Source organism: Lentzea tibetensis, assembly GCF_007845675.1.
Taxonomy (GTDB): domain Bacteria; phylum Actinomycetota; class Actinomycetes; order Mycobacteriales; family Pseudonocardiaceae; genus Lentzea; species Lentzea tibetensis.
This window is the reverse complement of sequence record NZ_VOBR01000035.1, coordinates 55,492-76,919: the sequence shown is the minus strand read 5'-3', so window position 1 is coordinate 76,919 and position 21,428 is coordinate 55,492. Positions and strand designations below refer to the sequence as shown.

Below are 21,428 nucleotides of genomic sequence, written 5' to 3'. Positions count from 1 at the left end.
GCCCAACCTCCTTGGACTGCTTGATCTCAGCTTGGCTGTCGATCTCGCCGTCTGTGGTTGGTTGGACACGCTTAGCGTAAGAATGCGTTCTACAGCACGACTGGAGCCGGACTGAAGTGATCACGAGCTCCATCGCGGCCCTGCGGCGAAGGACAGGTCGGTGACGCACGTCGAGGAACCCCTGCGGTTCGAGGTTCTCGGCCTTCTCCGGGTGATTCGAGCTGGTCACGAGGTTGACCTCGGGGCGGCCAAACAGCGCGCGGTGCTCGCCGTGCTGCTGCTGGCGCGCAACACCCCGGTCAGTCGCGGCCAGATCATCGAGGCGGTCTGGGGCGATGCCGTGCCCAGCAGCGCGGTCAACCTGGTCCAGACCTACGTCGCCGGGCTGAGACGCGCACTGGAGCCGAGTCGCGCCCGGCGCGCGCCCGCGGAGCTGCTGACCTCGGTCGGCGACGGCTACCTGCTGCGGGTCGAGCCGGGTGCGCTGGACCTCGACCTGTTCGAGCAGAAGGTGACCGCGGCCCACAAGCTGCGCGCGGCCGGTGAGCTGGACGCGGCCGCGGTCGAGCTGGACGAGGCGCTGGCGCTGTGGCGCGCCGAGCCGCTCGGTGGTCTCGGTGGTTTCTTCGCGGACGTCGAACGCGGGCGGCTCGTGGAGCGCAAGCTCGCGATCGTCGAGGAACGCGCCGAGCTCGGGCTCGCGATCGGCCAGGGCGGTGAGCTGGTCGGCCAGCTCAGCGCGGTGGTCGCCGAGCACCCGTTGCGCGAGCGCGGGCACGGGCTGCTGATGCGCGCGCTGTGCCAGGCGGGCCGTCAGGCCGAGGCGCTGGCCGCGTACCGCGAGGCGCGTCGCGTGCTGATCGACGAGCTGGGCGTCGAGCCCGGTCCCGAACTGCGCCGCGTGCACCAGGCCGTGCTCGCGGGGGAGAGCCCCGAGCCGGAACGCCCGGTGCTGCGCGTCGCGCCGCCACCACCGCCCGTGGAGACGGCACCGCCACCGACCGTTCCCGCGCAGCTGCCGCGCGCGCCCGGCACGTTGATCGGCCGCGACGCCGAGCTCGCGCACATGGGTGTGCTCCTCGCGGAGAACCCCGGCCTCGTGCTCGTGGTGACCGGCCCCGCCGGTGTCGGCAAGACCGCGCTCGCCTCGCACTGGGCGCACCGGGTGCGCGAGGAGTTCCCGGACGGCCAGCTGTACGCGGACCTGCACGGCTACGACCCGAACCGCGAGCCGCTGGAGATCGGCGAGGTGCTGAACGGGTTCCTGCGCGGCGTCGGCGTGCCCGCGACGGACCTGCCGGTGTCGGTGGACGAGCGGTCGGCGTTGCTGCGCACCATGCTGGCCGACCGCCGGATGCTCGTGATGCTGGACAACGTCCGCGGCTCGGCTGACCTGCTGCCGCTGCTGCCGGGTGCGCCGTCGTGCGTGGTCGTCACGTCGCGCCGCAGGCTCGTCGGGCTCGTCGCCCAGGTCGAGGCGCGCCTGGTCGAGCTGGACATGCTCGACCGCGATGCCGCCGTCGAGGTGCTGGGCCGCATCGCGGGCCGCTCGCACAGCGAGCTGGACATGCCCGCGCTGCGGTCGCTGGCCGCGTTGTGCGACGGCCTGCCCCTGGCGCTGCGCATCGCCGCCGCTCGCCTGGCCGTGTCACCGAAGCTGCGGGTGTCCGAGCTCGTCGCGGAACTGCAGGACGAGCACGGCCGTCTCGCCGCGCTCGGACTGGAGGACGGCGAGGGCACGGTGCGCGCGGCCCTGGATGCCTCGCGCCGGGCCCTGGCGCCCACGCCAGCGCGTCTGCTGGCCGTGCTCGGCCTGCACCCCGGCTCCGCGCTCACACCGCACGTGGTGGCCGCCATGGGCGAGGTCGGCCTGGTCGAGGCGCAACGCGCGCTGGACGCGTTGACGGCGGCGAACCTGCTGACCGTCGGCGAACCGGGCCGCTACGTCGCGCACGACCTGATCCGCGTCTACACCAAGACGCTCGCCGACGAGCTGCCCGAGCCGGAGCGGACGTCGGCGACCGGCCGCATGCTCGACTACTACCTGCACTGCGCGGACATCGCGGACGAGCTGCTGCCGATCAACCGCGGCAGCGTTCTCATCGAGCCCAAGTACCGCCCCCGCCACGTCCCGACGCTGTCCGGCGCGGCGGACGCGATGGCCTGGTTCGACGCCGAGCGCGCGAACCTGATCGCCGCCGCCGAGCTCGCCTTCGCGTCCGACTGGCTGGTGCACGCCTGGCAGCTGCCGTACACCCTGTCCCGCTTCTTCTGGCTGCGCACCGAACGTGAAACCTGGTTGCGCAGCACGGAGTCCGCGCTCCAGGCCGCCACCATGCTCGACGACGCGGACGCGCGGTTCGTGATGCTGTTCAACCTCGGCGTCGCGCTGCTGCAGCTCGAGCGGTTCGAGGAAGCCCTGTCCTCGCACCGGGAAGCGCTCGAGGTCGCCCGGTCCAAAGGGGACGTTCACCAGCAGGCCCGCGCGCTCACGACGGTCGCGAACACGCTGCAGGACCTCGGTCGCAGCCAGGAGGCGGAGGCGCACTACCGCGAGGCCATGGAGGTGAGCCGCGCGGCCGGGTCCAAGTGGGCCGAGGCCAACGCCCACCACCACCTCGGCCGCCTCTACCTGGCGACGGCCCGCTACGGCGACGCCAAGCCGTGGCTGCGGGTCGCGTTGCGGATGTACCACGAGGTCGAGGAGCAGTGCGGTGAGTCGGCCTGTCTCGTCGACCTGGCCACCGCCCTGCTGGAGACCGGCGAGTACGACGAGGCGATGGCCAGTGCGCGGACCGCGCTCGCTGTGGCCTGCGACGCCGTGTCGCCCTACCACCAGGCACTGGCGCACGACCGGCTCGCGATGGTGTTCGACCGGCTCGGTGCCGCCGGGGCGGTCGCGCACTGGCAGCGGGCGTTGGCCCTGTTCACCGAGCTCAACGCACCCGAGGCGGACGAGGTAAGGGGTCGGCTGGCGCGTGCTCGCGCCGTGTCGGCGGTGGGGTAAGGGATCCGACGGGCTCGGACTGCGTGATCGTCGGATGCAAGGGGTCCACCCTCAGCAGGAACCTCATGGTCAGCGGAAAACGACCTGAGGAGCACGACATGACCGAGTGGACCCCGGAAGCGATCAAAGCGGAGATCGACTACCGCCGCGAGCACGCTGTCCGCGACTACCGCCGTTCGAACCGTCAGCCGAGCTGGTGGTACCGAGTGACCCATCGCATTCCCGAGCCGCGCCATGAGGGCCGCAACGCCGCCTGAGGTGTGGAAACATGCCTCCCGTGGCGCGCCTCGGTTCCGGAATCCCGCTGGTGGCACGTGGTCGGGAACTCAAGCGACTGCGTGCCGCCCTCGAGCTCGCGAGCAAGGGCACGGCGGGGGCCGTGCTGCTCGCCGGTGACGCGGGCGTCGGCAAGACGCGCATCATGGAGGAGCTCGCCAACGGCACGGATGCATTGGTGCTGACCGGGCGTTGTCTCGACGTCGGTGAGACGGGGCTGCCTTACCTCCCGTTCGCCGAGGCACTCAGCCAGACGACCGCCGACCTCACGCAACGGCCGGCGCTCGCGATGCTGATGCCGAGCCTGCAGCTGCCCGAGATGCGCGACCGCAGCGAGGGCGCGGTGTCGCCCGCGCTCAACCCCGGCCGCAGGCCCGAGCAGGACGTCGGCCAGCTCCAGCTGTTCGACGCGGTGCACGGGCTGCTGTCCGAGCTGTCGCAGCACCAGACGCTGCTGCTGATCGTCGAGGACCTGCACTGGGCGGACGCCTCGACCCGCTACCTGTTCTCCTTCCTGTTGTCCCGCTTGAAGAACCAGCGGATGCTCGTCGTCGGCACGTACCGCAGCGACGATCTGCACCGCAGCCATCCGCTGCGGCCGCTGCTGTCCGAGCTGGTCCGGCTGCCCGCCGTCGACCGGCTCGACCTGCCGCCGTTCAACGCGGCCGACTCGAAGTCCTTCGTGGAGATGCTCAGCGACGACCTGCCGACCGAGGTCGTGCGGCAGATCGCGGAACGCTCCGAGGGCAACGCCTTCTTCGCCGAGGAACTGATCGCCGCCGCCACCTGCAAGCCGGACAGCCTGCCGTCGGCGCTCGCCGACGTGCTGCTCAGCCGGATCGAGCGGCTCAGCCCCGAGGCTCAGCACGTCGTGCGGGTCGCGTCCGTGCGCGGGCGCCGGGTGCGGCACGACCGGCTCAGGACGGTCGCCAACCTCGACGAGATCACGCTCGACACCGCGCTGCGCGAGGCCGTGCAGCACCACGTGTTCGTCGTCGACGACAACGAGGTCTTCTCGTTCCGCCACGCACTGCTGCGGGAAGCCGTGTACGGCGACCTCCTGCCGGGCGAACGGGTCCGGTTGCACGGCGCGTACGCCAAGCACCTCGCGGAGAGCCCCGACGAACGCGGAGCCGCCGCGGCGCTCGCCCACCACGGGCTGGAGAGCCACAACCTGCCGCTGGCGCTCGACGCGTCGATCAAGGCCGCGCGCGAGGCGGAACGCGCCGGCGCACCCGCGGAGTCGTTGCGCTACCTGGAACAGGCGCTGAAGCTGTGGGACGCGGCCGGCCAGCGTCCGTCCGATGTGGACGAGATGACGCTGCTGCGGCGCGCCTCGTGGGTCGCGGGCACGGCGGGACAGCCCGAGCGCGCCATCGCGTTCGCGCGCAGCGCCACGAAGCTCATCGACCCGGAGAACCAGCCGGAGGAAGCCGCCGAGGTGCTCAAGCGGCTCGCGCAGGCGTTGTCCACCGTCGACGGCACCGAGGACGAGCACTACACGGCGATCGAGCAGGCGTGGAAGATCATGCGTGACCGGCCGGCCAGCGCGACGCGCTCGCGGGTGCTGAGCGGGCTCAGCTCGGCCATGCGCTACCAGTGCCGCAACGACGAGGCGCGCGACTACGCCGAGCAGGCCGTCGCGGACGCACGCGCGGTGGGGGCGAACGGCGCGGTGGCCGACGCGCTGGCGTCGCTGGGCATCGCCGAGGGCCGGCTCGGCCAGGTCGAACAGGCGCGGCAGCACTTCCGTGAGGCCGTCGAGTGCGCGCGTGAGGTCGAGGCGGTCAGCACCGAGCTGCGCGCCATGTACTACCTGGGGCTGGACTACTACGAGCAGGGCGTGCTCGACGAGGCGTCCAAGGTCTACAAGGAGGCGGGCGACCGGGCCCGCGACTACGGACTCGAGTGGAGCACGTTCGGCTTCGAGATCAGGGTGCTCCAGGTGCTCGTGCACTACTACGCGGGCGACTGGGAGTACGCGGCGTGGGCCGCGACCCCGCCCGGCACGCCGGTGTCGAGCACGGTCCAGGCCAGGCTCGCCGCCGCGGGCACGCACCTCGCGGTGAGCAGGGGAGAGCTGGCCCAGGCCGAGCGGATGACCACGCAGCTGCGCAACGACTGGCACCGCGACATCCAGATCGCCCTGATCACCGGTGGCACGGGCGCCGAGCTGGCGATCTGGCGCGGACGGCCGGAGCTCGCGGTCGAACGCGTCGAGGACGCGCTCGAGTGGGCCCGCAGGGCCGGTGGCGAGTGGATCCTCGCGGGCATCAGGATCGGCGCGTTCGGCGCCGCCGGGTACGCGGAGCTCGCCGCCAAGGCCCGGCGCAAGCGGGACACCGAGGCGGAACGCGCGGCGGTCGAGGCCGGCCGCGCGGTCACCCAGCACGCGCGGATCACCGCCGAACGCGGTGTGCCGCGGCTGGGCGCGCTCGGCCCGGAGGGACGGGCCTGGCTGGCGCGCGCGATCGCCGAGGAGAGCAGGCTCACCGGCGGCGGCGACCCGGAGCTGTGGCTAGCGGCGGTCGACGCGTTCGGCTTCGGGTTCGTCTACGAGCAGGCGCTGTGCCGCTGGCGGTTCGCCGAGGCGCTGCTCGGCACCGATCGTCGCGACGAGGCCGCTGAGCAGCTGCGACTCGCCGGTGAGGTGGCGGAACGCCTGGGTGCGCAACCGCTTGCCTCCGCCGTCGAGCAGACCGCGAAGCGCGCCCGCATCACCCTCAAGTCGGACGCGCCCGCACCCCGCGAGCACCTCGACCTGTTCACCCCGCGCGAGCGGTCCGTGCTGGGGCTCGTCGCACTCGGCCGCACCAACCGCGAGGTCGGCGAGGAGCTGTACATCAGCGAGAAGACGGTGAGCGTTCACCTCAGCCGCATCATGGCCAAGCTGGGCGCGAGCAGGCGGGCCGAGGCCGTGGCGATCGCGTACGACAGGGGACTGCTCGAACCGTAGGCGTACGCGGCGTCATCCTCAGGGCTGATGCCGAAGTGGCCGCGGAGTTGATGTCCGCGTACTCACTCGGTTCATACCTTTCTCGTCGACAAGACGAAGACGAGAAGGGCTGACAATGTCTGCACTGGTTTCCGAGGTCGGGACCCGGACGGCCGCGGCCGCCAACAACCTGGTGAAGGTCTACGGCAAGGGCGACACGGCGGTCCGTGCGCTCGACGGCGTGAACGTGGCCTTCCAGGCGGGCAGGTTCACCGCCATCATGGGGCCGTCCGGCTCCGGCAAGTCGACCCTCATGCACTGCCTCGCCGGGCTGGACAACGTGAACAGCGGCGCAGTCCACATCGGACAGACCGAGATCACGCGGCTGAACGACCGCGACCTCACCAAGCTCCGCCGCGACCGGATCGGGTTCGTGTTCCAGGCGTTCAACCTGCTGCCGACGCTCACCGCCGAGCAGAACATCCTGCTGGGCCTCGAGCTGGCCGGCCGCAAGCCGGACCGCCAGTGGTTCAACACGATCGTCGACGTGCTCGGCCTGCGCGACCGGCTCAGCCACCGCCCGACCGAGCTGTCCGGCGGCCAGCAGCAGCGCGTCGCCTGCGCCCGTGCGCTCGTCGCACGGCCCGAGGTGATCTTCGCGGACGAGCCGACCGGCAACCTGGACTCGCGCTCCGGCGCCGAGGTGCTGGACTTCCTGCGCATGTCCGTGCGCAAGCTCGGCCAGACCGTGATCATGGTGACGCACGACCCGGTCGCCGCCTCCTACGCCGACCGCGTGGTGCTGCTGGCCGACGGTCGTCTCGCCGGTGAGATCCACGAGCCCACCGCGCAGTCGGTCATCTCCGCGCTCACGCGGCTGGGGGCGTGATGCTGCGCACGATCCTCGCGGGCCTCCGTGCCCGCACCGCGCGGCTGATCCTCTCCTCGGTGGCGATCGCACTGGGCGTCGCCTTCGTGACCGGCACGCTCGTGCTCGGCGACGCGCTCGAGGCGCAGACCCGTGAGGACTTCGCCAAGAGCGCCCGCAACGTCGACGCGGTCGTGCAGCCGAAGACCGACAACGTGGCGGCCAACGACGTCCAGAAGATCACCCCGGACACCATCGACAAGATCCGCAAGATCAACGGTGTCGCGGGTGCCGACAGCAGGGAGACGTCCGGTGCGGCGCTCATCGGTGCCGACGGCAAGGCGCGCAACGCGCTGATCAGCCCGCTGCCCACCACGGAGAAGCTGCGCGACGTCGACATCAAGGACGGCCGCTTCCCGCAGTCCGCGACCGAGGCCGCGATCGACGTCAAGACCGCGCAGACCGCGAAGCTCCAGGTCGGCAGCAAGATCAAGCTGCTGGACAAGCAGGCCGGTGAGCACGAGTTCACCGTCGTCGGCACCTACCAGCAGGGCGTCAGCAGCGCGTCCATCAGCGGCCGCGACAGCGTCATCGTGAGCCCGGACGGCATGCGCGCCGTCGTGCCGGAGCTGTCGATCTGGGAGGTCGCGGCGGTCGCCGCACCCGGCGTGAGCCAGCAGCAGCTGGTGGACAACATCAAGGCCTCGCTCGGCACCACGTACGACGTGATCACCGGCGAGGAGCTCACCGCGAAGACCCTCTCGCAGGTCGCGGACTCGGCGGGGCAGATCAAGATGTTTCTGCTCGCGTTCGCGCTCATCTCGCTGGTCGTGGCCGCGATGGTCATCCACAACACGTTCACGATCCTGGTCGCCCAGCGCACGAGGGAGCTCGCGCTGCTCCGCTGCGTCGGCGCCGCCCGCGGTCAGGTCTTCCGCAGCGTGCTCGCGGAAGCGCTCTTCATGGGCCTCGTCGCGTCGGTGCTCGGCCTGCTCGGCGGACTGGGTGTGTCGGCGGGCCTGCAGTGGGCCATCGGCGCGATGGAAGACGGCGGTGACATCGCGATCCGCCTGCCGATGACGCTCACGACGGTGCTCGCCGGGTTCGGCGTCGGCGTTGTCGTCACGGTGCTCGCCGCGCTGTTCCCCGCCCGCCGCGCCACGTCGGTCGCGCCGATCGCGGCACTGCGGTCGCAGCCCGACAGCCACGACGAGGTCGCCCGCACAGGCAAGCTGCGCATCGTCCTCGCGATCGTCGTCGCGCTGATCGGTGGCAGCGTCACCTACTTCGGCACGACGCTCGAGCAGGAAGCGGCGATGCTCGTCACCGGCGCTGGCACGATGGTCGTGCTGCTCGCCGTGCTGCTGCTCGGGCCGGTGCTGGTCGGCCCGGTCAACCGCCTGTTCGGCAAGGCGCTGAGCGGCGTGCCCGCCAAGCTGGCATCCGCCAACGCGGGCCGCAACCCCAAGCGCACCGCCGCGACGACCGCAGCGCTGATGATCGGTGTGACGATCGTCAGCATGGTCACCGTCGTCGGCAACAGCGGCCGCGAGACCGCGAACGCCCAGGTGGACAAGCGCTTCCCCGCCGACTTCACGGTCAGCTCGGCGGTCTACACCTCGCCGCTCACCGAGGAGTTCGCCGCGAGGCTGGCCGCGGTGCCCGAGGTGGCGAAGGCCGCACCGCAGGTCAGCGTGCCGGTGGAGACGGCGGACGGGAAGTTCCTGTACCTCTTCGGTGAGTCCCCGGACGCGCTGGGAGACCTGGTGCGGCCCGAGGTCGTGTCCGGTTCCGTGACCGGCCTCAAGGACGACCAGATCGCGCTGGAGCAGAAGTCCGCGGAGAAGGCGGGCTGGAAGCTCGGTGACAAGCTCACGGTCCAGGGCAAGCAGCTGACCGTGGCCGCGCTCATCAAAGGCCAGGACTTCGGCGAGGGCATCATCACGCTCAACACCGCCAAGCAGGCCGCCAAGGAGCCGATCACCGGCTACGAGGACGTCATGGTCAAGCTCAAGCCGGGCGTCGACGCCGCGGCCGGCCGCGCCGCGCTGGAGAAGGTCGTCGCCACCTCGTCGGTCGCGACCCTCAACACCGCCGCGGAGACCAAGGCCGAGCTCAACAACCAGATCGACAAGGTGCTGGCGTTCATCTGGGCGCTCGTCGGACTGGCCGTGATCATCGCCCTCTTCGGCATCGCGAACACGCTGACGCTCTCGGTGCTGGAGCGGACCCGCGAGTCGGCGCTGCTGCGGGCACTCGGCCTCACCAGGGGCCAGCTGCGCCAGATGCTGGTCGTGGAGTCGATCCTCATGGCGCTCTTCGGTGCCGCGATCGGGCTGGTGCTCGGGGTCGGCTTCGGGTGGGTCATCACGACCGCCATGTCGACGAAGGACTTCACGCTCACCTTCGCCGTTCCCTACGGAACCATCGGCGCGATGCTGGTGGCGGCCGTGATCGCCGCGATCCTGGCGGCCGCGATGCCGGCCCGCAGGGCAGCTCGAACGTCAGTCGTCGCCGGGATGGCTGAGGCCTAAGAGGGAGCCCGGTGCACCAGGGGCCCGCTCTCCTTCGGGGGGAGAGCGGGCCCCGACTTTTTCTCCGAGGGCGCGTCACTTTCGTACCGAGATGCCCTCTATGTGTGTGAGGGGTGGCCCGAGCGAGGGCCGGGCCACCCCTCTTTTTGCTACGTTGCGGAAACCGTTCGTTACTGTGCGCCGCAACGAGGTCGCTGACTAAGTTACGGATCGATGTCGATCGCTTGACACTTCACGACTGTGCGTTGAGTGTGAGAGCGCTCTCATCGGGCGTGTCGTCGAGGAGGACGGATGAGCAGAAGGCTGGTCTGCAGCGTCGCTGCGACCCTGGTTGTGGTACTCGCCGCGGCAGGATGCGGCGGTGGAAGCAGTGCCACGAGCGACGGCAAGATCAAGCTGTCGATCGGACTGTTCTCCGACTTCGGGTACGACAACCTGATCAAGGACTACCAGGCGGCTCACCCGAACATCGAGGTCGAGCAGCGCAAGGTGAAGATGGAGCAGCACCACACGCAGCTGGCCACGCAGCTGGCCGGTGGACGCGGTGCCGCGGACATCGTCGCGATCGAGGAAGGCGCGGTCGCGCAGTTCCGCGCCTCGAAGGACAAGTTCGCCAACCTGGCCGACTTCGGCGCCAAGGACCTGAAGAGCCAGTGGGCCGACTGGAAGTGGAACCAGGGCACCACGGACAACGGTGACTTCGTCCTCGGCCTCGGCACGGACATGGGCAGCCTCGGTCTCTGCTACCGGCGCGACCTGTTCGAGCTCGCCGGGCTGCCGACCGACCGCGCCGAGGTCGCCAAGCTGTGGCCGACGTGGGCGGACTACGCGAAGGTCGCGGACACGTTCACGGCGAAGACGCCGGACGTGAAGTTCGTCGACACGTCGCGCAACGTCTACAAGGCCATCCTCGACCAGACCGAGGAGGGCTACTTCGCCAAGTCGGACGACTCGTTCATCGTCGAGAAGAACGACAAGGTCAAGCAGGCGTTCGACCAGGCTGCGTCGCTCGGCACGAAGAAGCAGACGAACGCGCTCGAGCCGTTCAGCCAGGACTGGAACGTCGCGCTGAAGCAGGGTTCCTTCGCCACGACCACCTGCCCGGCCTGGTCGCTCGCGCTCATCAAGGCGGGTGCCGGTGACAGTGCGGCTGGCAAGTGGGACGTGACGACCGCGCCCGGCGGTGGCGGCAACTGGGGTGGCTCGTTCCTGGCCGTTCCCAAGCAGGGCGAGCACGCCAAGGAGGCGTACGAGCTGGCGAAGTTCCTGACCTCGCCCGACGCGCAGAAGAGGATCTTCAAGGAGACCGGCAACCTGCCGAGCCAGCCGTCGGTGTACAAGGACACCGAGGTCACGGCCACGATCAACGAGTACTTCAACAAGGCGCCCGTCGGCCAGATCTTCGGCAGCTCCGCGGACAGCCTCAAGCCGACCTACCGCGGCAGCAAGGACTCGAAGGTCACCCCGGTCTTCAACAACGCGCTGCAACGCGTCGAACAGGGGAAGCAGCCTGCCGCTGAGGCGTACGCGCAGGCCCTGAAGGAAGCGCAGGACGCCGTCAAGTGACGGTGCTGCGCAACCACACCGAGGCGGCCGTCCCGGCCGCCTCGGTGGTGCCTCCGGAACCGCCGAAGCGCACGTGGCGTGACGCGCTCGGGCGATGGGACGGCAAGTACACCCCGTACCTGATCATTGCGCCGTTCTTCCTGATCTTCGGTGTGTTCGGGCTCTACCCGCTGCTGTTCACCGCGTGGGTGTCGCTGCACGACTGGGAGCTGATCGACGGCGACCAGGGGTTCGTCGGACTGGCCAACTACACGCAGCTGTTGTCCGACAGCCACTTCTGGAACGCGCTGTTCAACACGCTCAGCCTGTTCGTGCTGTCGACCGTGCCGCAGCTGCTGGCCGCACTCGGGCTCGCCGCCATGCTCGACCGCGGGCTGCGCGCCAAGGCGTTCTGGCGCGCGGGCGTGCTGCTGCCCAACATCATCTCGGTCGCCGCGGTGGCGCTGGTGTTCGCGCAGCTCTACGGCCGCGACTTCGGCATGGTGAACTACGTGCTCGGCCTCGTCGGGATCGACCCGGTCGACTGGCGCGCCGAGACGTGGGCGTCGCACCTCGCCATCAGCTCGATGGTGATGTGGCGGTGGACCGGCTACAACGCGCTGCTGTACCTGGCGGCCATGCAGTCGGTGCCGAAGGACATGTACGAGTCCGCGATGCTCGACGGCGCCTCGCGCTGGCGGATGTTCTGGGCCATCACGGTTCCGTCGATCCGGCCGACGATCCTGTTCACCGTCGTCACGTCGACGATCTTCGGCCTCCAGCTGTTCGCCGAGCCGCAGCTGTTCGACCCCGGCGGCACGGCGCTCGGCACCGGCGGCGCGGACCGCCAGTTCCAGACGCTCGTCATGTACCTGTACGAGAAGGGTTTCCGGTTGTTCGACGCCGGCTACTCGGCCGCCATCGCCTGGATGCTCTTCCTGCTGGTGCTGGTCGTCGCACTCGTCAACTTCCGGCTGGCGCGCCGCATCGCGTCGAAGGGGTGATGGGTGTGACCAAGCGGCCGGGCTTCCTGCTGTACGGCGTGCTCACCGCCATCCTCGCGGCGTCGGTGTTCCCGCTGTACTTCTCGTTCGTCGTGGCGTCCAAGGACAACTCGGTCCTCGGCGACGCGACGCCACCACTGCTGCCCGGTGGCAACCTGGTGGCGAACATCACCCGCGTCTTCGACACGGTCGACTTCTGGCTCGCCATGCAGAACTCGCTGATCGTGTCGACGACGGTCGCACTGTCCAACGTCGTGCTCGGCTCGCTCGCGGGGTTCGCGTTCGCGCGCCTGCGGTTCCGCGGCCGGGACGCGTTGTTCCTCATCGTCGTCGGCACGTCCATGGTGCCGACGCAGCTGGGTGTCATCCCGCTCTACATGCTGATGTCGGACCTCGACTGGTACGGCACGCTGCAGGCGGTGATCGTGCCCGCGCTGATCGGCTCGTTCGCGGTCTTCTGGATGCGTCAGGCGTGCGAGGAGACCGTCCCGCACGAGCTGATCGAGGCGGCGCGGGTCGACGGGTGCTCGGTGCTGCGCACCTTCTGGCACGTCGCTTTTCCCGCTGTACGGCCACAAGCGGCGGTCATGGGCATGTTCACGTTCATGACCGCGTGGAACGACTTCTTCTGGCCGCTGATCGTGCTGGACCCCAACGACAGCCCGACCGTGCAGGTCGCGTTGTCCGCGCTGGCCAGTGGTTACTACACCGACTACTCGTTGATGCTGGCCGGAGCCTCGCTCGCGGTGCTGCCGGTCATCGGGCTGTTCGTCCTGCTCTCCCGCCAGATCGTCGGCGGGATCATGCAGGGCGCCCTTAAGGGATGAGGTAGGCGAGGGGTGAGTTCATGACGACAACCGACCCGGACGTGGAGGTCGGGCGGGACCTGTTGAGGTTCCCGCCGGACTTCCTGTGGGGAGCGGCGACCGCGTCGTTCCAGATCGAGGGAGCGACCACAGCGGACGGCCGCGGACCGTCCATCTGGGACACCTTCTCGGCGACACCGGGCAAGGTGCTCGGCGGCGACACCGGCGAGCCGGCCTGCGACCACTACCACCGCTACGCGTCCGACGTCGAGCTCATGTCCTCGCTGGGCTTGGCGGCGTACCGGTTCTCCGTGGCGTGGCCGAGGGTCCAGCCGACGGGCGCGGGCGCGGTGGAGGAGCGCGGCCTCGACTTCTACGACCGCCTCGTCGACTCGCTGCTGGCGTCCGGCATCCGGCCGCTGGTCACGCTCTACCACTGGGACCTGCCGCAGGCCCTGGAGGACGCGGGTGGCTGGCGCAACCGCGACACCGCCTACCGGTTCGCCGAGTACGCGACGCACGTCCACACGCGACTCGCCGACCGGGTCTCGGACTGGACGACGCTGAACGAACCGTGGTGCTCGGCGTTCCTCGGGTACGGCAACGGCATCCACGCACCGGGTGTCGTGAACCCGAAGGAGGCGCTGGAGGCCGCGCACCACCTGCTGCTCGGTCACGGCCTGGCGGCGTCGGCGCTGCGCGAGTCCTCACCGGAGGACCACAAGATCTCGCTGGTGCTGAACTTCAGCCAGGTGTGGGCGGACGCCGCGACGCCCGCGCACCAGGAGGCGGTGCGCAAGGTCGACGGCCTGCAGAACCGCGTCCTGCTCGACCCGGTGGTCGGGCGCGGCTACCCGGCCGACGTGCTGGAGGACACGGCGTGGCTGGGCGACTGGCAGCGGGTGATCCGCGACGGCGACCTGGACGTCATCGCCGCGCCGCTGGACTGGCTCGGGGTCAACTACTACGCACCGGCACGGGTCGCACCTGCCGCTGACGACGTTGTCACCGAAGGACCTTTCGCCGGTCTGCGCGGGGTCGAACTGCTGCCGCCGCGCGGCGCGCTGACCGGGTTCGGCTGGGAGCAGAACGCCGACGCCTTCGCCGAGCTGCTGGTCCGGCTGTCCCGCGACGCGGGCGGGCTGCCGCTCGTCGTGACGGAGAACGGTTCCGCGTTCCCCGACACCGTCGACGAGATGGGCCGCGTCGTCGACCCGGAACGCACGCGCTACCTCGTCGACCACGTGCGCGCGGTGCACCGCGCCATCGCGGACGGCGCGGACGTGCGCGGGTACCTGGCGTGGTCGCTGCTCGACAACTTCGAGTGGGCGGCCGGGTACAGCCAGCGGTTCGGGATCGTGCACGTCGACTACGAGACGCAGCAGCGCACGATCAAGGAGTCGGCGGCCACGTTGTCGCGCATCATCAGGCACAACGGTCTGCCGTCCGACGGCTACCAGGTCTAACACCCCTGGGGACAGCGCTCTCACACGCGGATAGTCCTGCGTGTGAGAGCGCTCTCAGGACATCGGGACCTTTTAGCCGGACTGAGGCCCAACTGAGCTCTACGCAGATTCGCGGCGGACCAGGATCGTCGGCAGCATCTCGCGCTTCGTCTTCACCGGCTCCTCGCGCACCAGCTTCATCAGGTGCGCGACCATGTGCTTCACCTGCTGGTCCGAGTCCTGCCGCACGGACGTGAGCGGCGGCTCGGTGTGCTCGGCGATCGCGACGTGGTCGTCGAAGCCGACCACCGCGACGTCCTCGGGCACGCGCTTCCCGGCCTCGTGCAACGCTTCCAGCGCGCCGGCGGCCATGAGGTCCGACGCCACGAACACCGCGTCGAGGTCGGGCACCTTGCCCAGCAGCTCGGCCATCGCCTTGCGGCCGCCCTGCGTGGTGAACCCGCCGTTGGCGGTCAGCTTGGTCGAGGCCTTGTCGTCGATGCCCATGGCGGACTTGAAACCGGAGAGCCGGTCGATCGCGGACAGCTCGTCCAGCGGGCCCGTCACGTGCACGATCTTCTTGCGGCCCAGCGACTTGAGGTGCTCGGTCGCCAGCACCGCGCCGCCCTCGTTGTCGTTGTCGACGAGGTGCAGGCCGCGCAGCGGGCCCCACGGCTTACCCGCGTAGACCACCGGCAGCGGCAGCTTCTTCACGACCGACACGAGCTGGTCGTTCTGGTGCGGCGCGAACACCAGCGCGCCGTCGACGTGGCCGCCCGCGAGGAACCGGTGCGCACGCGCCTGGTCGTCGGGGGAGTGCACCAGCATCAGCACCATCTGCACGTCGACGTCCGCGAGCGCCCGCGCGCCTGCCCTGATCAGGCGGGCGAAGTGCGGGTCGTCGAAGATCTTGGGCTCCGGCTCGGAGAACAGGACCGCGACGGCGCCGGTGCGGCGGGTGACGAGTGCACGGGCAGCGCGGTTCGGCTGGTAGCCCAGCTCCGACACGGCCGCGGTGACCGCCTCCAGCGCCTCGGGGCTCACCCGCGGCGAGGAGTTCAGCACGCGTGACGCCGTGGCACGGGACACCCCGGCCCTGGCGGCCACGTCCTCCAGTGTCGGACGCGCGTGGATCGACACCAGCACCACTCCCTATGAAAACGATCGCAATCCGGCTCAGCTTAGCCTCAAGCGATCTCCAGGGAGGGTTTCCGCGCTGTTCACCGCGAATTGTCGGCGGAGATCGTCGCAATAGGTGTCCGAATGGCAGCGGAGCGCGGATGGATCGTAACGCGTAACAACCCGTCCTCCCGCCGAACGGACGAAGGCAGCCCCGCGCGTTCGGCCGTCCGCACAAGGCCTTTCTCGGCGGGCAGGCACCACGCGACGAGCTCCGCGTACCCCGCGGCGCGGGCCGCGTCGGCCAGCGCGGACAGCAGCGCCGTGCCGACGCCGCGTTTCTGCCAGGCGTCCTCGACGAGCAGCGACACCTCGGCGCACTCCGGAGTGGACATCCGGATGAGCTGCCCGATCCCGATCACCCGGTCCGCGCACTGCACCACGATCGTGCTGCCGCGCGGCGGGCTGAGCAGCCGGTGCAGCCAGCGGCGCGGCACCGCGCGCATGCCCGCGTGGTAGCGGTTGAACATCGTCCGCATCGAGCAGCGCGTGTGCAGTTCCGCGACGGCTTCCTCGTCCGCCGGCAGCCCTGGTCGCAGCACGAGCGCCACGCCGTCGTCGCTCAGCACGCCCCTGGTCTGCGAGACGGACGCGCCGAGCAGCTCCAGCAACGCGGTGCCGCGCGCCAGCTCGACCTGGGTGAACGGCGCCCACCCGCGGCGCGCCTCGACGACCGTGCCGTCCCGTCCGGTGAGCCGCACGTGGTGCCCTGTCCCGTGATCAGTGTCGGATTGCCGCGCCTCCGGCGCATCGCTGGCCGGCAGCACCACCACCGAGTCCGCGGCCAGCACCGCCCGCAGCGCCTCGGTCGTCGCGGCCGGGTCGCGCACCGCGGTGGCCGCCGCCCGCAGCGCCGCCGTCGGCGTGTCGACGAGGTCGCGCAGGTCCGCGGGCGTGATGCCGACGCACCGGCCGCCCTCGCTGCGCACTGCGCTGACCAGGTCGGCGGGCAGCACACCGGGTGCGGTCTGCACGACGATCTCGTCCAGCACGCCGCCCGGCACGGCGATCACGGACAGCGCGAGCACGTTGCAGTCCTGATCGGCCAGCCGGATCGTCACGCGGGCGAGCGCGCCGGGGCTGTCAGCGAGTTCCACGCGCAGGCGCCAGGTGGTGTTCATGCGTTCAGCGTCGTCCCGGCCTGTTGTCGCCGAGCTACGTGCCTGTTAACGCCTGTTGAGGTCCTTGCACGTGGGCGGCGGCAGCGGGTTGAGCGGGCTGCACGGCCAGCCGGACGGCGTCGTGGTCGTGGTCGGCTCGGGCGGCTTCGTCGCGGCTGGCGGCGGAGTCGGCGGAGCGGACGTCTGGGTCTGCGTCGCCTTGGTCGTCCGGGCGGACGTCGGCGTGCTCGACGAGGTCGAGCTGCTCGACGGGACGCTGGACGACGTCGGGGTGCTCGTTCTCGGAGTGCTGCTGACCCAGCTGGACGCGGGTGTTCGGCTCAGCGGATCTTCGTCCGGGCCGCCCATCACCACTCCAACCAGTACTCCCAGCAGCGCTGAACCGAGTACGGCGGAGCCGGACGCGGCCCAAAGTGCGCGCACAGCGATCCTCCTCACTGGTCCTGGCCGGAAAGGGGTGAGATCACGCTCCCAGGGACCATACCGGTAGCCCGAAAGCCGGACATCGCTCACCTGGATGCGTTATCGGCTGCTGGTGCCCACCGGTTGAGTGATCGCTGTCACTGATTCGTTATCCGGGCCAGTACCAGGCTGGCCCCGGAAAGGCCTGCGACGAGCACTGTTCCCGTCAGATGCCACACCGGAGCATCACCCGTGCAGGTGAACACGTCCGTGTACTTCTCGACGGAGCACGTGACGAACGGGACCGAGCTCAGCGCGATGCTCGCCGCGGCCACGCCGCCGAGCAACGCGGAACCGAACACGCGCATGATCGGGAACGCCGCGTTGGCCGTGCCGACCGCCGCGATCGCGAAGAGCAGCGGTACCGGCTTCGGGAACGGTCCGAACAAGGCGCAGCCGATCATCAGCACGCCGAGAACCGCCTGCCCGACTCGTTCCACGGACGGACCCTAACAACTTCGTAAGAAGATCCAGGCCGCATCTGGAGCAGTATTTTCAGCATGACCAAACGTCGATTCCTGATCGCCGGTGTCGTGGTGGTGCTCGCGGTGGGGCTGTACCTGTTCCAGCCGTGGCGGCTCGTCACCAACCGCACCGCGTCCGACGCGCTGCTCGTCCCGACGTCCACGTCGTCTCCGACGTCCTCCGCGTCGTCTCCGTCCGCGTCGGCGATGGCCATGGCGCCGGAGGGCCCGGTTGCCGTCGCGTCGGGGATGTTCCGCTCGCTGGAGCACGCGACCACCGGCACGGCGTCGCTCGTGAGGCTGGCGGACGGACGTCACTCGGTGCAGTTCGCCGGTCTCGACACGAGTGACGGCCCGGACCTCCACGTGTACCTGTCGGACAAGCCGTCGGACTCGGCGGAGGCGGCGTTCGGCAGCGGGTTCACGTCGCTGGGCAAGCTGAAGGGCAACCGCGGCGACCAGGTCTACGAGATCCCGGCGAGCGCCGATCTGGCGTCGGTGAAGAGCGTGGTGATCTGGTGCCAGCGCTTCTCGGCGGGCTTCGGCGTCGCCCCGCTCGACAAGCCTTGATTGGTCTGGTCCTCATATACCCTCTTCGTCCTATTGACGCTTGTGGTCTAGACCTCCTACCGTGATTGCGGACACAACATCGTCCCTTTGCGGTGGGCGTGCGGAAGCCCCATCGCTGAGGAGCAGGCTCACCGCGTGGGCCGTTCGTGGACGGTGGTGCGGCCGGACTCTCCCCGTGCCGCGCCACCGTCAGCGACGTTAGTGTTGGTCGTGCACACCAGAACCGTGGCGATCCACTACGTGCGCGCCGCGTTGCGCGCGTGCCCGACGCCTTCGCCCGTTCTGGCCGCCGCGGGAATCAGCCCGGCCCTGCTGGCCGACGATCGCGCCCGCGTGACGCCCGCCCAGTTCACGTCGTTGATCCAGGCGCTGTGGGAGACGCTCGACGACGAGTTCATGGGCTTCGGCCCGCGTCCGTCGAAGCGCGGCACGTTCCCGACGATGTGCCTGCTGGCGGTGCACTGCCCGGACCTGGAGTCGGCCTTGCGACGGGGACTCGCGTTCTACTCGCTCTTCGACCTCGCACCGTCGATGTCCTTGGTGGACGGCCGGTTCACGCTGGACATGGAGGGCGTGTCCGATCCGGACCACTTCCTGACCGAGTCGCTGCTGGTGCTGTGGCACCGCTTCTCGTCGTGGCTGGTCGGCCGCCGGATCCCGCTGCTGTCCGCCTCGTTCGCGTACCCCGCGCCGTCGCACCGCGCCGAGTACCACCTGATCTTCGGCTGCCCCATGGAGTTCTCGGCACCGTCGACGTGCATCTCGTTCGACCCGCGGTTCCTGCACATGCCGGTCGTGCAGGACGAGGCCGCACTGCGCCGCTTCCTGCGCAACTCGCCCGCCGAGCTGCTGTCCCGCCGCGACCACGGCGCCGACACGTCCGGGCACGTGCGCCGGTTGCTGGGTGCCGGCGTGTCCGGCCTGGAGGAGGTCGCCGCGCGGCTGGGTGTCTCCGCGCCGACGCTGCGGCGCCGGCTGACCGCCGAGGGCACGTCGTTCCGCGAGGTGCGCGAGCAGTTGCTGCGCGACCAGGCCGTCGCTTCGCTGGTGCGCGGTGGTGAGTCGGTGGAGGAGCTCGCGTTGCGGCTCGGGTTCTCCGAGGCGAGCGCTTTCCACCGCGCGTTCAAACGCTGGACGGGCTCCTCACCCGGCGCTTACCGCGGTGGACGTGACTGATCCACCTCACCGCGCGTGCGGAGTTCCGCTTCAGCTGCCTGGAGATTCCTACGGCTGCGGACGGTACCTGGGTGGTCGGGGCCGAGGGTCCGGGTTTGGATCGCGAGGGTGGTGCGGTACTCGGCGATGGCGGTGGTGAGGTCGCCTTGATCGGCCAACGCGGCAGCGAGATTGTTGCGGCTGAGCAGGGTGTCCGGGTGTTCCGGGCCGAGGGTTCGTACTTGTATCGCGATAACGGCGCGGTGTTCGGCGATGGCGGTGGTGAGGTCGCCTTGATCGGCCAACGCTGTTGCGAGGTTGTGGCGGCTGACCAGCGTGCTCGGATCCTCTGGGCCGAGGCTGCGGAGCTTGGCTTCGAGGACGGCGCGGTACTCGGCAACGGCGGCTGTCACGTCTCCCTGCGCGTTGAGCACGATGGCCAGGTTGTTGCGGCTGATGAGAATGTCGTGCTCTTCCGAGCCGTTGCGGAGCCTGGCCTCGAGTATGGCGCGGTGTTCTGCTGCGGCGGCAGCCAGATCGTCCTGTTGGTACAGCGTATTTGCCAGGTTGTTGCGGCACGTGAGCGTATAGGTGTGCTCGGATCCGAAGTGGCTGACGAAGGAGGCGAGCACTGCTCGGAACTCGTCGGCGGCGGCGGCGAACTCGCCTTGCTCGGACAGGACCAGCGCGAGCTCGTGTTGGCTGACGAGCAGTCTGTCGCGGTCAGGTTCGTGCTCCTGACCGAAGAGGTGCACGGCATTGGTGAAGGCAGTGTGTGCGAGTGAGTACCGTCCGCCGGGCATGGCGATGTGGCCGATGTCGTGCGACGTTGGAGCATCTGCATGGTTGATCGCCGCGAGCACGACGTCGCTGGGCACGTGATCACCAGCTGCACTGGCGCGCTGCACGTGATCAACCAGGTAGTCGAAGACCTTCACGTGGCCGTCACTACTGGGCTCCAGCAGAGCGGAGGTGGCCCTGCGAGGAGGCGTTGTCACCCACTCCCACGCCTCGTCCACGGACTCCGGCCGGTCCCGCTGGCTCAGGTACTGCTCGTGCACCTCGGTCAGCAGCGCCCTGGGGATGGGCGCGAGAAACCCCGCGCGGCGGCAGTCGATCGCCGCGGTCACCAGTGCGGCCCCACGGGGCTTGGCCCTGGGTGCCTTGGCGTTCTCCCAATGGGCGAGCAGCACAGGACCAGCCGCGAGGTACTCCGCGAGGCCGTACTCACCGGAGTGCTCGAGAGCATCGCTGATCTGCGGGTTCGACCGGAGAGCCTCGGCTCGCCCGACTTCCTCGGCCGTGAACCTCCGCTCCAGTGCGATCGAGTGGGCTTGGTCGAGTACCCGCCGCACGTCGTCGCCGAGCTGGGAGTCGTCCCCCTCGGTGAGCCGGTGCAGTTCCTCGCGGCGGAGCGTCGCCACGATCACGCCGGACCTGACGCGTGCGATGGCGGCAACGGTCAGCCCGCCCGATCCCAGGAACCGCTCGAGGTCGTCGAGCCAGAGCACGCTCTCCTTCGCAGCGGCCACGGCGTCGACCGCGGCGTCCAGCACGTCGCGAGTCTCCGGCGCGACGAGGCGCGAACGAGGCAGCGCGGCCGCGATCGCCTCGAAGGCGGTGCGCGTCTTGCCGGCTGTCGAGTCACCGACCAGGAGCACGAAGCTCCCAGGTCGCAGGTTGTCCACGACCTCGTCGAACACGTCACGGCGCACGTACGGCGGCTGCGTCGACTCAAGAGAACGGTGCACCCCGAGCAGCGTCGGGTCGGCGATGTCGCGCACCCGGCACTTGCCGCCGGCCAACGCAGCCCGGCTGAGCGAGAGCACAGAGTCCTCGCGGCGCTGGAACACCCGCTTGATCTTGTCCTCGTAGACCTTCAACGGGATGCCGACCAGCGCCCCACCGACAGCACCGAGCAGGAGCCAGCGCCAGTCGTTGACACCCAGGACCTTCAGCACCGCGGGCGCGGCTACCGCCGCCACCACGGCAATGGTGGTCGCCAGCACCCACGCGCCTCTGCCCATCCGAGATTGGTACCACGAGAGAGGCCTCCC

The 21,428-nt window shown here is 69.9% G+C and carries 16 protein-coding genes; 12 read left to right on the top strand and 4 right to left on the bottom strand.

Annotated features, from left to right (window positions below; genetic code table 11):
* Nucleotides 1-160: 160 nt before the first annotated feature.
* From FKR81_RS37150 to FKR81_RS37115, 9 genes are all read left to right on the top strand, one after another.
* Nucleotides 161-3,007, top strand: coding sequence for an AfsR/SARP family transcriptional regulator (locus FKR81_RS37150; protein WP_146358950.1), 2,847 nt, complete (start codon nt 161-163; stop codon nt 3,005-3,007).
* A gap of 98 nt (nt 3,008-3,105) precedes the next feature.
* The gene (locus FKR81_RS44040; protein WP_186763392.1) at nt 3,106-3,264 is read left to right on the top strand and encodes a hypothetical protein; all 159 of its coding nucleotides are present in this window, start codon (nt 3,106-3,108) and stop codon (nt 3,262-3,264) included.
* 11 nt (nt 3,265-3,275) lie between these two features.
* A complete protein-coding gene (locus tag FKR81_RS37145) occupies nt 3,276-6,239 on the top strand; it encodes a helix-turn-helix transcriptional regulator (RefSeq protein ID WP_146358948.1) in 2,964 nt (987 codons plus the stop codon).
* Nucleotides 6,240-6,354: 115 nt separating this feature from the next.
* Nucleotides 6,355-7,107, top strand: a complete 753-nt coding sequence (locus tag FKR81_RS37140) for an ABC transporter ATP-binding protein (protein WP_146358946.1) — start codon at nt 6,355-6,357, stop codon at nt 7,105-7,107.
* Nucleotides 7,107-9,620, top strand: coding sequence for an ABC transporter permease (locus FKR81_RS37135; RefSeq protein WP_146358944.1), 2,514 nt, complete (start codon nt 7,107-7,109; stop codon nt 9,618-9,620). Before FKR81_RS37140 ends, FKR81_RS37135 begins: the two co-directional genes overlap by 1 nt.
* A gap of 291 nt (nt 9,621-9,911) precedes the next feature.
* Nucleotides 9,912-11,186, top strand: coding sequence for an ABC transporter substrate-binding protein (locus FKR81_RS37130; RefSeq protein WP_146358942.1), 1,275 nt, complete (start codon nt 9,912-9,914; stop codon nt 11,184-11,186).
* Nucleotides 11,187-11,305: 119 nt separating this feature from the next.
* Nucleotides 11,306-12,169 carry a sugar ABC transporter permease gene (locus FKR81_RS37125; RefSeq protein WP_328593185.1) on the top strand — a complete coding sequence of 288 codons (864 nt, stop codon included), beginning with the start codon at nt 11,306-11,308 and terminating at the stop codon, nt 12,167-12,169.
* The gene (locus FKR81_RS37120) at nt 12,169-12,996 is read left to right on the top strand and encodes a carbohydrate ABC transporter permease (protein ID WP_146358941.1); all 828 of its coding nucleotides are present in this window, start codon (nt 12,169-12,171) and stop codon (nt 12,994-12,996) included. Before FKR81_RS37125 ends, FKR81_RS37120 begins: the two co-directional genes overlap by 1 nt.
* 20 nt (nt 12,997-13,016) lie before the next feature.
* A complete protein-coding gene (locus tag FKR81_RS37115) occupies nt 13,017-14,441 on the top strand; it encodes a GH1 family beta-glucosidase (RefSeq protein WP_146358939.1) in 1,425 nt (474 codons plus the stop codon).
* Between the two features lie 99 nt (nt 14,442-14,540).
* Here FKR81_RS37115 and FKR81_RS37110 read toward each other — a convergent pair whose 3' ends face one another.
* Together FKR81_RS37110 and FKR81_RS37105 are read right to left on the bottom strand one after the other, a co-directional pair.
* Entirely contained in the window at nt 14,541-15,563 is a 1,023-nt protein-coding gene (locus FKR81_RS37110) for a LacI family DNA-binding transcriptional regulator (RefSeq protein WP_407936576.1), read from the bottom strand.
* 77 nt (nt 15,564-15,640) lie between these two features.
* Nucleotides 15,641-16,720 (bottom strand): GNAT family N-acetyltransferase, encoded by a 1,080-nt coding sequence (locus tag FKR81_RS37105; protein ID WP_146358935.1) that lies wholly within the window; start codon nt 16,718-16,720, stop codon nt 15,641-15,643.
* A 70-nt stretch (nt 16,721-16,790) separates the two neighbouring features.
* Here FKR81_RS37105 and FKR81_RS37100 point away from each other — a divergent pair, with 70 nt between their 5' ends.
* A complete protein-coding gene (locus FKR81_RS37100; protein WP_146358933.1) occupies nt 16,791-17,210 on the top strand; it encodes a hypothetical protein in 420 nt (139 codons plus the stop codon).
* 70 nt (nt 17,211-17,280) lie between these two features.
* Here the strand turns inward: FKR81_RS37100 and FKR81_RS37095 are convergent, their stop codons facing one another.
* Nucleotides 17,281-17,622, bottom strand: a complete 342-nt coding sequence (locus FKR81_RS37095; protein WP_146358931.1) for a hypothetical protein — start codon at nt 17,620-17,622, stop codon at nt 17,281-17,283.
* A 60-nt stretch (nt 17,623-17,682) separates the two neighbouring features.
* Here FKR81_RS37095 and FKR81_RS37090 point away from each other — a divergent pair, with 60 nt between their 5' ends.
* Nucleotides 17,683-18,216 (top strand): DM13 domain-containing protein, encoded by a 534-nt coding sequence (locus tag FKR81_RS37090; RefSeq protein WP_146358930.1) that lies wholly within the window; start codon nt 17,683-17,685, stop codon nt 18,214-18,216.
* Between the two features lie 210 nt (nt 18,217-18,426).
* Complete coding sequence (locus tag FKR81_RS37085; protein WP_146358928.1) at nt 18,427-19,392, top strand: AraC family transcriptional regulator; 966 nt, start codon at nt 18,427-18,429, stop codon at nt 19,390-19,392.
* On the opposite strand, the gene FKR81_RS37080 is transcribed toward FKR81_RS37085, so the two are convergent.
* The gene (locus tag FKR81_RS37080) at nt 19,371-21,398 is read right to left on the bottom strand and encodes a tetratricopeptide repeat protein (RefSeq protein ID WP_146358927.1); all 2,028 of its coding nucleotides are present in this window, start codon (nt 21,396-21,398) and stop codon (nt 19,371-19,373) included. The two genes, FKR81_RS37085 and FKR81_RS37080, sit on opposite strands and share 22 nt — an antisense overlap.
* Between the last annotated feature and the right edge of the window lie 30 nt (nt 21,399-21,428).